We start from the raw sequence: 14,317 nt of genomic DNA on the forward strand, positions 1-14,317 counted from the left end.
GAATGATGATTAAAACCGCATGCCGGGAACGGAGAGCGGGTTGTCGGAAAGCGCCTGCGCGTCCGGCCGGTCGATGCGCGGCTGGCCGGTGAAGGCGTCGAACAGGTCGCGGACAAAGTCTTCCGTCAATCCCTTGGTGATCAGCACCATGCGGGTGCGCCGGTCGTTCGGGTCCGGCCATGCCGTCAGACGCTCCGGCGTATGGAAGACATTCTGCACGCCATGCAACACCAGCGGCCGGTCCGGTCTGTCGGCCACCGCTACGATTGCCTTCATCCTGAGCAGCTTCTCGCCATGAGCCGAACGCAGGAGGTCGATGAACATATCGAGTGCCATCGGCTCGATCGGCCGGTCGTGCACAATGCTGAACGAGCGGATGTCGCCGCCATGCCGGTTCACATCATGATGATGATCGTGGTCATGGTGGTGATCATGATCGTGATGGTGGTCACCATGATCGTGGTGATGATGGTTGTGGTCGTGATGGGCTTCATCCTGCAGCCAGCGGCCGACATCGGCGATCTTCGAGGATGGATCATAAAGGCCGCAGGCGAAAAGCGCTGAGCGTCCCGCCTCGTCGCTGTCGCCATCGATGAGCGGCGCACGCGGATTGAGCGCCCGGATACGAACCGTCAGCGCGTCGCGCGTGGAAGCATCGGCTAGACCGGTCTTGCTGACGACGATGCGGTCGGCGAACGCGATCTGCTTCAGGGCTTCCTCGTGGTTGGCGATCGTCTGCAGGCCGTTGACGGCATCGACGACGGTGACGACGCCGTCCAGCCGGAAGTTCTGCGCGATGATGGGATTGCCGATCACCGATTGCAGCACCGGCGCGGGGTCGGCAAGGCCGGTCGTTTCGATGACGATGCGCTTCAGCGGCCTGATCTTGCCGGTCTGCATCCGGTCCATGAGATCGGCGAGCGTGTCGACCAGTTCGCCACGCACCGTGCAGCAAAGGCAGCCGTCGGAAAGCTCGATAACCCCGTCGCTGGAGGCCTCCACCAGCAGGTGGTCGATCGAGACGTCGCCGAATTCGTTGATGATGACGGCCGTGTCCGAGAGATCGGGATCCTTCAGCAACCGGTTGAGCAACGTTGTCTTGCCCGCACCGAGAAAGCCGGTGAGGATGGAGACCGGCACCGCCGGCAAGGGACTAGCCATCATGAACTCCGATCAGAAGGTCGGCCGCGGCACGGGGATCGGCACATTGGCGGCGTCGCCCTGGCCAGCTTGGTCGGCGACGACTTTCGGCGCCTTCTCACCGCTGCCGGCGATAAGACCGGCGAAGGCGAGATTCAGCGGCCGGTTGATTTCGTGGATATAGGGCGAGAGCAGCTTCTGGCGGCCGCCCTCGTCGCGGCCTTCGCTGCGGACCTTGGCCGCTGCCTTCGAGCAGATCTGCTTGCTGACATCGGCCACCATGTCGCGCGTCTCGCCATAGGGCGGGATCTGCACGAGGGAAGGTTTGCCATTGCCGCTCGTCGTCAGCGCCATCTGCATGAGCCGCGCAGATTCGTCGGCACGCGCGCCGAGGCTATCCTCGCCGAGTACGACAGAGACGACGCTACGCCCGTCACGGGTGGCAGACGAAACCTGGTTGAAACCGGAGGCGCAGATGAAGCCGGTCTTCATGCCATCGGCGCCTTCGAAGCGTCCGATCAGCATGTTGTAGTTCGGATAGTTCTTCTTGCCGGTGGTGAAGCCTTCCAGCGAGAAATAGGAGGCATACTGCGGGAACTCGCGCTTGAGCGTAATCGCCAGCACCGCAAGGTCGCGCGCCGTCGTATACTGGCCCGGACCCGGCAGACCGTTGGGATTGATGAAGTTGGACGAGGTCATGCCGATGCGGCGCGCCTCGGCGTTCATCCGCTCGATGAAGGCGGGCTCCGAACCGCCGACCGTCTCGGCGATCGCGACTGCGACGTCGTTCGCGGACTTGACCAGCATCATCTTCAGCGCGCTGTCGAGCGTCATCGCCTGCCCGGGCTTGTAGAACATCTTGCTCGGCGGCTCGGAGGCCGCATTCTTGGTCATGATGACCGGGCTCTCGAGCGTGAGCTGCCCCGACTTGATGGCGCGGAAGGCCGTATAGGCCGTCATCAGCTTGGTCAGCGAAGCCGGATACCATTTCTGGAAGATGTCCTGGTGCTCGTAGACCTTCAGCGAATTGACGTCGACGACGAGCCGCGGATTGGCCGCAGCCGGCAGCGCTGCAAGAAGCGTCGCGCAGGTTGCCACCGTCACTCCCAGCGCCTTCATCTTGCCACGCATGAAAAATCCTGCTGTCACCACAATAGAACCTCGAAATTCCGCTGTTGCCTCGTCTCGTCCGGCTATTTAGCCTATATGGCGAGGAGATGGCAAAGCCCATTCACGGGCACCCCTGCCAATCCACCGCAGATACACAGTGATCGAACAGACCGACAGGACGAACCGATGCCGATACTCAACCGTGCCGCCGAGCTCCAGAACGAAGTCGCCGAATGGCGGCGCCATCTGCACAGGAACCCGGAACTCCTGTTCGCGGTTGAAAATACGGCATCCTTCGTCGAAAAGAAACTCAAGGAGTTCGGCGTTGACGAAGTCGTGACGGGGCTCGGCCGCACCGGCGTCGTCGGCCTGATCCGCGGCAATCTCGGCTCGGGCCGCACCATCGGCCTGCGCGCCGACATGGATGCGCTGCCGATTACCGAGACGAGCGGCAAGCCCTGGGCTTCGCAAACGTCTGGCAAGATGCATGCCTGCGGTCACGACGGCCACACGGCGATGCTTCTCGGCGCGGCCAAATATCTCGCCGAGACCCGCAACTTCGCCGGCAGTGTCGCGGTCATCTTCCAGCCGGCCGAAGAAGGCGGCGGCGGCGGTAACGAGATGGTCAAGGACGGCATGATGGAGCGTTTTGCCATCGAGGAAGTCTATGGCATGCACAACATGCCGGGCATGCCCATTGGCCACTTCGGCAGCCGTGTCGGCCCCATCATGGCTTCGACCGACGAGTTCACCATCACCATCAAGGGCCGCGGCGGCCATGCGGCCCAGCCGCATAAGACGATCGACCCGATCATCGTCGGCACCCAGATTGTCACCGCTCTGCAGACGATCGCCTCGCGCACGGTCGATCCGCTCGCCTCGGTCGTCGTCTCCGTCACAAAGTTCAACGCCGGCTTCGCCCACAATGTCATCCCGGAAGAAGCCGTGCTCGGCGGCACGGTGCGCACTCTCGTGCCCGAGGTACGCGATATCGGCGAGGGCCGCATCCGCACGATCGCCGAAGGAGTGGCGGCCCTATACGGCGCGACCGTCAACGTCGCCTACAATCGCAACTATCCGGTGACCGTGAACCATGCGGAAGAGACCGGCTACGCTTTGAGGGCCGCGGCCGAGATCGCCGGGACAAGCAACGTCAAGCCGTCGCTCGACCCGATGATGGGCGGAGAGGATTTCTCCTACATGCTGATTGCCCGTCCCGGCGCCTTCGTGTTCATGGGTAACGGCGAGACCGCCGGGCTGCATCACCCGGCATACGATTTCAACGACGAGGCAATCCCGCACGGCATCTCCTATTGGGTGAAGCTCGCGGAAACGCGACTTGCCGCCTGAGGCATCGGCGGGAGGCACCATGCATCAGATCGACAAGATTGACCGTAGAATTCTCAACATCCTCCAAGCGGATGGGCGGATCACCAACCTTGAGCTTGCCGATCGCATCGGCCTGTCGCCGACGGCGACCAGCGAGCGGCTGCGCCGGCTGTTGAAGGAAGGCTACGTCTCGGGCTTCGGCGCGCGGCTTGACCCGCACAAGCTCGGCTTCGGCCTGCTGGTTTTCATCGAGGTCATGCTCGACAAGACGACGCCCGACGTCTTCGACCAGTTCGCCGCCGCCGTCAAACAGGCGCCGGCCGTGCTCGAATGTCACATGGTGGCGGGGGGCTTCGACTATCTCGTCAAGACGCGGTTCGAGGACATGGCGGCCTACCGCAACTTCCTCGGCCAGGTGCTCTGGACGCTTCCGGGCGTCAAGGAGACCCGAACTTACGCAGTGATGGAAGAGATCAAGAACGACGGACCGCTGCCGCTCGTTTGAGCCGCAGTCAGAAAAAAGGCCCGGAAACCCCATCGGATTCCGGGCCGTTCCATTTCAGTTTAGGCGGCGTCCTGCAGCGACGCCATGTCGATGACGAAGCGATAGCGCACGTCGCTCTTGACGACGCGTTCATAGGCTTCGTTGATCTGTTGGATCCGGATCGTTTCGATTTCCGAGACGATATTGTGCTCGCCGCAGAAGTCGAGCATCTCCTGGGTTTCCTTGATCGAGCCGATCATCGAACCGGAAATGCTCCGGCGGGCGGGCACCAGCGAGAAGGCGTGTACCGGCACCGCATTCTCAGGAATGCCGACCAGCACGAAATCGCCGTCGACCTTCAGAAGGTTGACGTAGGCATTCCAGTCGATCTCGGCAGCGACGGTGCAGATGATCAGGTCGAATGTGCCTGCCAGTGCCTTGAAGGTCTCCGGATCGTTGGTGGCATAGTAGTGGTCGGCGCCGAGCTTCAGACCGTCTTCCTTCTTGGAAAGCGTCTGGCTGAGAACCGTCACCTCCGCGCCCATGGCGTGCGCCAGCTTGACGCCCATGTGGCCGAGGCCGCCCATGCCGACGATCGCGACCTTCTTGCCGGGACCGGCCTTCCAGTGGCGCAGCGGCGAATAAAGCGTGATGCCGGCGCAAAGCAACGGCGCTGCGGCGTCGAGCGGCAGGTTCTCAGGGATCGACAGCACGTAGCCTTCCTTGACGACGATACTGTCGGAATAGCCGCCCTGGGTCGGCGTCTTGCCGTCGGCTTCCACGCCGTTATAGGTCACGATCAGACCGGGCATGTAATGTTCCAGATCCAAATCGCGCGTGGCGCAGGTGGTGCAGGAATCGACGAAGCAGCCGACGCCGGCGCGGTCACCGACTTTGAACTTGGTGACCTTGGAGCCAACCGCCGCCACGATGCCGACGATCTCGTGGCCGGGAACCATAGGGAAGGCCGAATTGCCCCATTCGTTGCGGGCCTGGTGGATGTCGGAGTGGCAGACGCCGCAATATTTGATCTCGATCACCACGTCGTCGTCGCGCGGTTCGCGGCGCTCGAAGGTGAAGGGTGTCAGCGGCTTCGACGCATCGGTCGCCGCATATCCTCTTGCAATGGCCATCAGTCTGTCCTCATTTTGGGAAAGGGTGCAGGTCCGGAGGGAACCCGGCCTGACGCACCTCGAACTATGGGGGCGCAGACACGGTGAGCGTTAGAGCGATCCTGCAAAATTCTTGCACGATCCTACAAGATTGACAGAGCGGTCCTGGAGATGGCACGTCGATGCCCTATCTGAGCGTTGCCTCACACAATGCTAAGCCGCTGGAAAGACCGCAGATTATGACAGCCACAAGACAGACTGCCCGCCACCAGATGATCGATGTCATTGCCCGGTTTGCCGAGCGGGACGGCGACCATTTGACCGGGATTTCCGGCCTGACCCTGCATCGCCATGGCGGCGACGCTCCGGTCAATTGCTCGGCCTATCGGCCAAGCCTGGCAATCATCGTGCAAGGGGCCAAACGTGTGGTTCTCGGCGACGAGACACTGATCTACGGTGCGTCGGACTATCTGCTGACGTCAATCGACCTGCCCGTTCTCTCCCAGGTCTGCAAGGCCTCCGCAGAAGAACCTTATCTCAGCATGGCCTTCACGCTCGATCCCGGCAAGATCCAGGCGCTGCTTGCGTCCTTGTCGCAATTGCCGCAGCCTGCCGCTTCGGCGCGCGGTATGAGCGTCAGCAAGATCACTGTCGATCTCGAAGACGCGGCCCTGCGCCTGCTGCGCCTGCTCGAACGGCCGGACGATATCCCCGCCCTCTTGCCGCTGATCGAACAGGAGATTCTCTACCGGCTTTTGACCGGCCCGCATGGCCACCGCCTGCGGCAGATGGCGACGACCGACAGCCAGCCGCATCAGGTCGGCCGGGCCGTCGCCTGGCTGAAGGAGCACTATTCGCGGCCACTGCGGATCGACGATCTCGCCAACCGTGTTTCCATGAGCGTCTCGTCTTTGCATCATCACTTCAAGGCGATCACCGCGATGAGCCCGCTGCAATATCAGAAGCAGCTCCGGCTGCAGGAGGCGCGGAGGCTGATGCTGGAGGAGCAGCTCGACGCCGGCGACGCCGGCCATCAGGTGGGCTACGAAAGCCAGTCGCAATTCAGCCGCGAATATGCCCGCCACTTCGGCGAGCCACCGATGCGCGACATCGGCCGGGTGCGCCGCTCGCTGCTCGAACGGCTGGCTCCGCAGGCGGAGATGTTGAGCGAGAGCTGAGGAGCACGCCTCAACTCCGCTCGATATCCCGCCGAAGGACGATCGAGGTCGTCAGGTCCTCGACATTATCCATCGTCGCCACTTCGTTGCGCAGCTCGTTGAGCGCATTGATCGAGCCGACCTCCACCTCGACGACCAGATCGAGCTGGCCGCTGACGGATGACACCTTGCGCACCGACGAAAAGCCGGCGAGCCGATCGAGCACGCCGATCGACGGCGTGCGCTTCAAAGTCACCAGCAGGAAGGCCTGAATCGTGCCCTCCTCCAATTGCCCGATATCGGCGCGATAGCCGCGAATGACACCGGCTTTTTCAAGCCGGCTGACCCGCTCGGTGGTCGCACTTCTGGAGAGGCCGATGCGGCCCGCCAGCGACTTCATCGGGATGCGCGCCTCTTGCGACAGGATGCTGAGGATGGTGCGGTCGATCGCGTCGATGTCCTGCATGTCTGCTCTCCTTGATCGCGCCGACAATATGACGGTTATTATAAACATAGTGCCGGTGCAACCGGCATATTGCCGGATGCATCGCAGCACAGCTCATGTAACTCTCGCTGACAGATGAGGGTCCCCATGAACGATATGCTGACGACGACGCCTGACTTTTCGACCGACGCGGCAGCGGCGCTGCTGAAAGAGCATTACGGCCTCGAAGGCTTGCTCTCGCTGCTCGCCAGCGAGCGCGACCAGAACTTCAAGGTCGAGACCGAAGGAAACGGCACCTACATCCTCAAGATCATCAATGGCGCCGAACCCGAAGTCGAAAGCGATTTCCAGACGGCATTGCTCGGCCATGTCGGCACCCATGCCGCCGATCTGCCGGTGCCGCATATTCGCCCGACGCTCAAAGGTACGAGCCTTGCTTCGACCACGAGCGCGCGCGGCGTCACCCACCGCCTGCGGCTTGTCAGCTGGGTCGAGGGCCTGCCGCTTGCCGAAACCGGACGCAGCGACGCAGCACTTCAGTCGCTCGGGCAGATGCTCGGCCGCTTCGACGCATCGCTTAAAGGTTTCATGCATCGTGGCGCGCTGCGTGATCTCGACTGGGACATCCGCCATGCCGGCCGCTCGGCCGACCGGCTGCACCACGTCGCCTCCGCTGAAGACCGCGCTTTGCTCGAGCGGTTCCTCACCCGCTTCGAAAAACACGTCGCTCCGCGGCTGGCGACCGTTCGCGCCGCTGTCATTCACAACGACGCCAACGACTGGAACGTGCTGGTCGCCAAGGCCGACCACGACCAGATCTCCGGCCTGATCGATTTCGGTGATGCACTGCACGCGCCGGTCATCGCCGAAGTGGCGATCGCCGCCGCCTATGCCGGGCTCGACCATCCCGATCCGATCGGCGCCGCAGCCGCGATCGCCCGCGGGTTCCACCGGGAACATCCGCTGGCGGAGGATGAGATCGACCTTCTATTCGATCTCATCGCCATGCGCCTCGTCACTTCAGTCACCATCTCGGCCTCGCGCCGGGCTCACACCGACGACAACCCCTATCTCGCGATCAGCGAGCGGCCGGCCTGGACGCTGCTGCGCAAGCTCGACCGGATGAACCCGCGTTTCGCCACCGCCATCCTGCGCAAGGCCTGCGGCTTCGAAGCAAGCCCCGGCGCCAGCCGCGTCACCACCTGGATCAACGCCAACCGCAAGACGTTGAAGCCCTTGCTCGCGCGCCCGGCTGCGACCTACCCGGCGGCGCTCGTGCCCTATGGCGACCCCTTACATCCGATGACCGTGAAATCGGCCGGTGAACAGCCGGACGAAGCCCAGGCGATCTGGGAAGTCTATTGCCGCGAGCATGGCGTTGAACTCGGCATCGGTCCCTTCGGCGAGGAGCGCACCGTCTATGCCGGCGAGATGTTCGTCTCGCGCTTCATCGACCACACCCGCCGCACCCGCCATCTCGGCCTCGACCTGTTCATGGCCGCCGGCACCAAACTCTATACCCCCCTTGCCGCCACCGTCGTCAGCGTCGAGATCGAAGAAGATCCGCTGGGCTATGGCTGCCTGATCGCGCTTCGCCACGAGCCCGACGGCTGCCCGCCCTTCGTCACACTCTGGGGTCACCTGGCACATGAAGCGGTGGGACGGATCAGGGCCGGCGACCAGCTTGAGGCCGGGGCGCTCGTCGGCGAAATGGGGGCTCCAAAGGAAAACGGCGGCTGGGCGCCGCATCTGCATCTGCAGCTTTCGACCGACACCAGCCTGACCGCGACCGAGATCCTCGGCGTCGGCGAGCCGCAGTTTCTCGACGTCTGGGCCGAACTGTTTCCGGATGCCCGCACCTTTGCCGGCATCGCGGAAGAGTTCTACGAGAAGAAGGGCCGCTCGCACGAAGAGATCGTCAGGCGGCGCAAGGAACTGCTGCTGCCGAACCTCTCGATCTCCTACGACAAGCCGATCAAGTTCGTGCGCGGCGAAGGCGTCTGGCTGATCGACGACAGCGGCCGCGCCTATCTCGACTGCTTCAACAATGTCTGCCACATCGGCCACGCCCATCCGGCGGTGGTCGAGGCGATGGCGAAGCAGGCGGCGATCCTCAACACCAATACGCGCTACCTGCACGACAACATCGTCGCCTATGCCGAGCGGCTCACCGCGACGCTGCCGAAAGAGTTGACGGTTGCCGGCTTCGTAAACAGCGGCTCGGAGGCGAACAGCCTGGCCCTGCGGCTGATGCGCGCCCATACCGGCCGCGAGAACGCGATCACGCTCGACTGGTCCTATCACGGCACGACACAGGAACTGATCGACATCAGCCCCTACAAGTTCCGCCGCAAGGGCGGCAAGGGTCCGAAGCCGCATGTCCATGTGGCGACCATTCCCGACAGCTACCATGCACCCGCCGACTGGCCGGTCGAGGAACACGGCAAACGTTTTGCCGAAAGCGTCGCCGAACTCATCGCGACGATGAAGGCCAAGGGCGAAGGCCCGGGCTTCTTCATTGCGGAATCGATCCCGAGTGTCGCCGGCCAGGTGTTCCTGCCTGAAGGTTATCTGAAGGAAGTCTATCGGCTCGTGCGCGAGGCGGGCGGCGTCTGCATTGCCGACGAGGTGCAGGTCGGTTTCGGCCGCGTCGGCAGCCATTGGTGGGCCTTCGAGAGTCAAGGGGTCGTGCCCGATATCGTCACCATGGGCAAGCCGATCGGCGACGGTCATCCGCTGGCGGTGGTCGTGACGACCCGCGAAATCACCGACAGCTTCAACAACGGCATGGAGTATTTCAACACCTTCGGCGGCAACCCGGTCTCCTGCGCCGTCGGTCTCGCGGTGCTCGACGTGATCGAGGGTCAGGATCTGCGCGGCAACGCGCTTTCGATCGGCAACTATCTGATCGACGCCTTCCGCGCCATGCAGGCCCGCTACGAGGTGATCGGCGACGTGCGCGGCATGGGCCTCTTCCTTGGCATCGAGCTCGTCTCGGACCGCAAGACCAAGGCACCGGCGACCGAATTCGCCCGAGCCGTTTCCAACGGTGCGCGTCGCCGCGGCGTGCTGATGGGCACCGAAGGTCCGCATGACAACATCCTGAAAATGCGCCCGCCGATGATCTTCTCGAAACGCGATGCCGACCACCTGATCGCCGTGCTCGAAGAGACTTTCGCAGACGTATCGAAACCGCTCGGCTGAGGCCGGGCGCAATACCGCCGAAACCAGAGCCAATCGGCCGGGATGCGACGCGCATCCCGGCGGCGTAGACGCATGCCTACTGCATGTTTCCTTAAATCGCTTCCGATTTAAGGACAAAAACATGCAGCAATTCAAAGTGTTACAGCGACCTTAGCGCGTCATAAAAACGCGCGGCGCTGTAAGAACATCAAAAAGAGGAGAACAGGACAATGAAACTTGGAGTTCTAGCACTGGCGAGCGCGGCGTTCCTTGCCGGCACCGCCGCCAACGCCGGCATGCTCGACGTCATCAAGGAACGCGGCGAGCTTCGCTGCGGCGTCAGCCAGGGCGTGCTCGGCTTTTCCGCCCCCAACGACAAGGGCGAATGGACCGGCTTCGACATCGATTTCTGCCGCGCAGTCGCAGCCGCAGCGCTTGGCAATCCCGACAAGGTGAAATACGTGCCGCTCTCGACCAAGGAGCGCTTCACCGCGCTGCAGTCGGGCGAGGCCGACCTCCTGTCGCGCCAGACCACCTGGACGCTGTCGCGCGACACCGATCTCGGCATGAGCTTCGTCGGCGTCAACTACTATGACGGCCAGGCCTTCATGGTGCGCAACGATCTCGGCGTGAAGAGCGTCAAGGAACTTTCGGGCGCCTCGGTCTGCACCGAGACCGGCACGACGACCGAGCAGAACATGGCCGACTATTTCGGCGCCAACAACATCCAGTACCAGGTGGTCGCCTTCGAAAAGGCCGACCAGACGATCCAAGCGTTCAACACCGCACGCTGCGACGTCTATTCGACCGATGCCTCGGCGCTCTACGCCCAGCGCCTGACGCTCAACGATCCGGATCGTTTCGTCGTGCTGCCAGAAGTGATCTCCAAGGAGCCGCTCGGCCCGGCCGTCCGCCAGGGCGACGATCAGTGGTTCAAGATCGTGCGCTGGACACTGTTTGCGCTGACCGAGGCCGAAGAACTCGGCATCACCAAGGACAATGCCGCCAAGCTGCTCGAAAGCGGCACGACCGCGCAGAAGCGCTTCCTTGGCATCGAGAACGAAGCCGGTAAGTCGCTCGGGCTCGATCCGAAGTGGGCCTACCAGGCGGTTTCGGCGGTCGGCAATTACGGCGAGGTCTTCGAACGCCACCTCGGCAAGGACAGCCCGCTGAAGATCGACCGCGGCCTCAACAAGCTCTGGAGCAACGGCGGCCTGATGTACGCTCCGCCGGCACGCTGATCCGCTCGCCCAGTTCCGGCAAAGTCTCCAGTCCGGAATTGTTCGACAAAGGAAAAGCGCCAACGAGACGCCGCGGCCCTCCCCGCGGCGTTTTCGTTTTGAGAAGGTGCCAGCCAGCCTACCAGCCTTCCTCCAGCACCCGCGCCAGCATGTCAGCGAAAAAGTCGGCGCTCTCGCGGCTGAGGCAGAGCGGCGGCTTGATCTTCAGCACGTTCAGGTGATCGCCCGTCGGCTGCATGATGACACCGAGATCGAGCAGGCGGTCGCAAATCGCCGCCGTCTCCTCCGTCGCCGGCAACAAGCTCTCCCGGTCGCGCACGAATTCGACACCGAGATAGAGCCCCATGCCGTGCACCGCGCCGATCAGCGGAAAGCGTTGCCCCAGCGCTTCGAGCCGCGCCTTCAGATAACCGCCGACGACACGCGCATTCTCCGGCAATCGTTCTTCGGTCAGGATATCGAGCACGGTCTGGCCGACGACCGAGCTGACGGGACTGCCGCCGGCGGATGAGAAGAAATACCCTTCCTTCTCCAGCGCGTCGGCAATCTCGCGCCGTGTGATGACGGCGCCGAGCGGGTGGCCGTTGCCCATACCCTTGGCGACGGTGATGATGTCAGGCACGACACCCTGCTCTTCGAAGCCCCAGAAATAGTCGCCGAGACGGCCATAACCGACCTGCACCTCGTCGGCGATGCAGACACCGCCACGCGACCGCACCATGGCATAGACGGCGTCGAGATAGCCCTTCGGCAAGGGGATGCCGCCGGCATTGCCATAGACTGGTTCGCAAATGAAGCCGGCAAGCTTCTCGTCCGCGGCGTCCAGTTCGGTAAGCTTCTTGACGACGGAGCGGACATAGCTGTCCGCCGTATCGGCGCCACGGAACTCGCCGCGATAGGTGTTGGGCGCCGGCACCGGATGCACCCAGCCAGGGCGGGTCTCCAGCGCCTGCGGATTGTCGGCGATCGAGGTGGAGATCGCGTCACTGGCGACGGTCCAGCCATGATAGGCTTCGAGCAGGGTCACGATATTACGCGCACCGGAATAGGCCCAGGCGAGCCTGAGCGCCAGGTCGTTCGCCTCCGAGCCGCTATTGACCAGGAACACCGTGTCGAGCCCGTCAGGCGCAAGCGCCGCCAGCCGCGTCGAGAACTCGGCGACGGAGGCATAGTGGAAGCGCGAATTGGTGTTGAGCAGCGACCATTGCCGCCCGACGGCGGACGCCAGTCGGGGGTGCCCGTGGCCGAGGATGGTCACGTTGTTGACCATGTCGAGATAGCTGCGGCCCTCGACATCGAAGAGATATTCCTTCCAGCCGCGCTCGATCTGCGGCGGGTGCTTGTAGTAGTTCTTCTGCGGCTTGGCGAAGTGCTGCTGTCGTCGGCTTAGCAACGCTTCGCTGTGCAGTTCCGGCGCATCGCATTCGAAGCCGAGGACGCCGGCCGGTGACGGGCACAGATGCTTCCAGGCCTCTGCCTGATGCGGCATGGCAAAGAGCGGCGGAACGAGGCCATGCTCGCGGCAAAGCTGGACGCGGATCAGGCCATAGGACTGCTGTTCGCCGGAGACGACGCCCAGCACCGCGCCGGCGGCGGCCGTCTCCTCAAGATCGCCGCTGACTTCCACCCCTTCAAGGAAAAGACTCCCCTCGGCTCCCTCCAGAACCAGCAGCCCGTCCTGCCGGATGACGCGCCCCGCAAACGGGGCAACGATCTCGCGGCCCGCTTCCAGGCAGATGTCGACATGCAGCGCCAGCGTCGCGTCGGGCTTCGGCGAACGCAGTTGCGTCTCGGTCATCCGGTACTCGCCGTAGCGCGTGGTCGCGACACCGATCGCGTGCGCCGCGTGCTGCAACAGCGAAATCGGCAGCCCCTGGTGCTGCCAGCGCTCCTCCGGCAACAGCGGGCTCAGGATCGACAGGTCGATCTGGCGCACGTCGGTCGGCCCGAGCCCCTGGATCAGGCTCTCCCCGGTCACCGGCTGCGATGCCGGCGCAAGCCCCGCCGCCGCCAGGATGGCGTGCTCCATCAGCGCCGAAGGGACCGAAGTCGCCACGTCGAAGATCTCCCGCTCATGCGCGGCATTGCCCTCGACGTAAGTGTTGTCAGGTTCGCGCGAAAGCTGGTGCTCTGAGCTTGCGACCAGCACGGCGGCGCGGGCGACGATCAGCGGCCAGAGCGCCTTCAGCTCCACCTCGGTCAGCGGGCACGCGGCGTGAAACGCCTTGACCGCCGGCAGGATGAACCAGGGGTCGCCGTCAGCATGATGCAGCAAAGAGGCGCAGGTCACGGCAAGCTCGGCGACCAGCCACCCCTTGAGGATATCGCCGAAATCGATGACTCCGTCAGGGATCGGCCGGCCGGATGCATCGGGCTGGCTCACCACATTGTCGTCTGTGACATCATGATGGATCGCCTGGATGCGCAGTTCCGCCGTGATGGGCTGCAGACGCCGCATGGCTCCGACCATGATCTCGGCGATCCGCTTCTTGCGCTGCTGGTCCGGCATGTCGGCGAGAAGATGAAGCACGACGGGACCGGCGCGGCGCAGGTCCCATTGCAGTTCCCGTTCAAGCCCGGGATGTTCGAAGTCCTGCAGCGCCGCGGCCAGCCGCCCGGCCAGCGCGCCGAGCGCGGAAACGGCTTCACGCGAGAGATGCTTGCGCCGGGTCAGCGGCTCGCCATCGAGAAAATTCAGCAGGCGAATCCGGTAGTCCTGGTCGCGGACGGCAACGCTCTCGATCGCCTCGCCCTTGAGCGAGGGCACCACTTCCGCAACACGCGCCAAAGTCAGACGCTCGGAAAGATGCCGCAAGGCCGCATTCTGGGCCTCCAGTTCGAGCGCCCCATATTCCGCGCGGCAGATCTTCAGCACATAGCGTCGCTCGCCGGTATCGATGCGATAGTTGCGGTCCTGCTGGCTGCCGAGTTCGCTGATCGTGCCTGAGAGACCGTAGTGCTCCGCCAGCAATGCCTGCGCCTCCTCGGCACTGACATCGGGCCTGGGCAACTCGGTGCGAAGCTTCAGCGCGTCCTCAACCATGGTCTCGTCATCCTCCCACTCGGCGGTCGATCCTCCGAATCGACCGGAATATTGTCGAGATTAGAGCGGGATG

10 protein-coding genes are annotated in these 14,317 nt (G+C 63.5%); 5 read left to right on the forward strand and 5 right to left on the reverse strand.

Features of this window, described 5'->3' with window-relative positions; genetic code table 11:
• Positions 1–9: 9 nt before the first annotated feature.
• Both AC3WWH_RS14600 and AC3WWH_RS14605 read right to left on the reverse strand, forming a co-directional pair.
• Positions 10–1,161 (reverse strand): CobW family GTP-binding protein, encoded by a 1,152-nt coding sequence (locus AC3WWH_RS14600; protein ID WP_058321070.1) that lies wholly within the window; start codon positions 1,159–1,161, stop codon positions 10–12.
• A 12-nt stretch (positions 1,162–1,173) separates the two neighbouring features.
• A complete protein-coding gene (locus AC3WWH_RS14605; RefSeq protein ID WP_113399022.1) occupies positions 1,174–2,271 on the reverse strand; it encodes a D-alanyl-D-alanine carboxypeptidase family protein in 1,098 nt (365 codons plus the stop codon).
• Between the two features lie 165 nt (positions 2,272–2,436).
• Between AC3WWH_RS14605 and AC3WWH_RS14610 the strand changes: the two genes are divergently transcribed.
• Positions 2,437–3,600, forward strand: a complete 1,164-nt coding sequence (locus AC3WWH_RS14610; RefSeq protein ID WP_057254737.1) for a M20 aminoacylase family protein — start codon at positions 2,437–2,439, stop codon at positions 3,598–3,600.
• A gap of 19 nt (positions 3,601–3,619) precedes the next feature.
• Positions 3,620–4,084: an Lrp/AsnC ligand binding domain-containing protein gene (locus AC3WWH_RS14615; protein ID WP_057254736.1), complete on the forward strand. Its 465-nt coding sequence runs from the start codon at positions 3,620–3,622 to the stop codon at positions 4,082–4,084.
• A gap of 59 nt (positions 4,085–4,143) precedes the next feature.
• Here the strand turns inward: AC3WWH_RS14615 and AC3WWH_RS14620 are convergent, their stop codons facing one another.
• Positions 4,144–5,196, reverse strand: coding sequence for an NAD(P)-dependent alcohol dehydrogenase (locus AC3WWH_RS14620; RefSeq protein ID WP_058321069.1), 1,053 nt, complete (start codon positions 5,194–5,196; stop codon positions 4,144–4,146).
• 218 nt (positions 5,197–5,414) lie between these two features.
• Between AC3WWH_RS14620 and AC3WWH_RS14625 the strand changes: the two genes are divergently transcribed.
• Positions 5,415–6,353 carry an AraC family transcriptional regulator gene (locus tag AC3WWH_RS14625; RefSeq protein WP_058321092.1) on the forward strand — a complete coding sequence of 313 codons (939 nt, stop codon included), beginning with the start codon at positions 5,415–5,417 and terminating at the stop codon, positions 6,351–6,353.
• 10 nt (positions 6,354–6,363) lie between these two features.
• Here AC3WWH_RS14625 and AC3WWH_RS14630 read toward each other — a convergent pair whose 3' ends face one another.
• Positions 6,364–6,846, reverse strand: coding sequence for an Lrp/AsnC family transcriptional regulator (locus tag AC3WWH_RS14630; protein WP_058321068.1), 483 nt, complete (start codon positions 6,844–6,846; stop codon positions 6,364–6,366).
• Between the two features lie 78 nt (positions 6,847–6,924).
• Here AC3WWH_RS14630 and AC3WWH_RS14635 point away from each other — a divergent pair, with 78 nt between their 5' ends.
• Positions 6,925–9,981, forward strand: coding sequence for an aminotransferase class III-fold pyridoxal phosphate-dependent enzyme (locus AC3WWH_RS14635; protein ID WP_058321067.1), 3,057 nt, complete (start codon positions 6,925–6,927; stop codon positions 9,979–9,981).
• Positions 9,982–10,190: 209 nt separating this feature from the next.
• The gene (locus tag AC3WWH_RS14640; protein WP_058321066.1) at positions 10,191–11,201 is read left to right on the forward strand and encodes an amino acid ABC transporter substrate-binding protein; all 1,011 of its coding nucleotides are present in this window, start codon (positions 10,191–10,193) and stop codon (positions 11,199–11,201) included.
• A 118-nt stretch (positions 11,202–11,319) separates the two neighbouring features.
• Here the strand turns inward: AC3WWH_RS14640 and AC3WWH_RS14645 are convergent, their stop codons facing one another.
• Positions 11,320–14,244 (reverse strand): aminotransferase, encoded by a 2,925-nt coding sequence (locus AC3WWH_RS14645; RefSeq protein ID WP_058321065.1) that lies wholly within the window; start codon positions 14,242–14,244, stop codon positions 11,320–11,322.
• Between the last annotated feature and the right edge of the window lie 73 nt (positions 14,245–14,317).

The organism is Ensifer sp. EB106-03-01-XG145 (assembly GCF_058792075.1).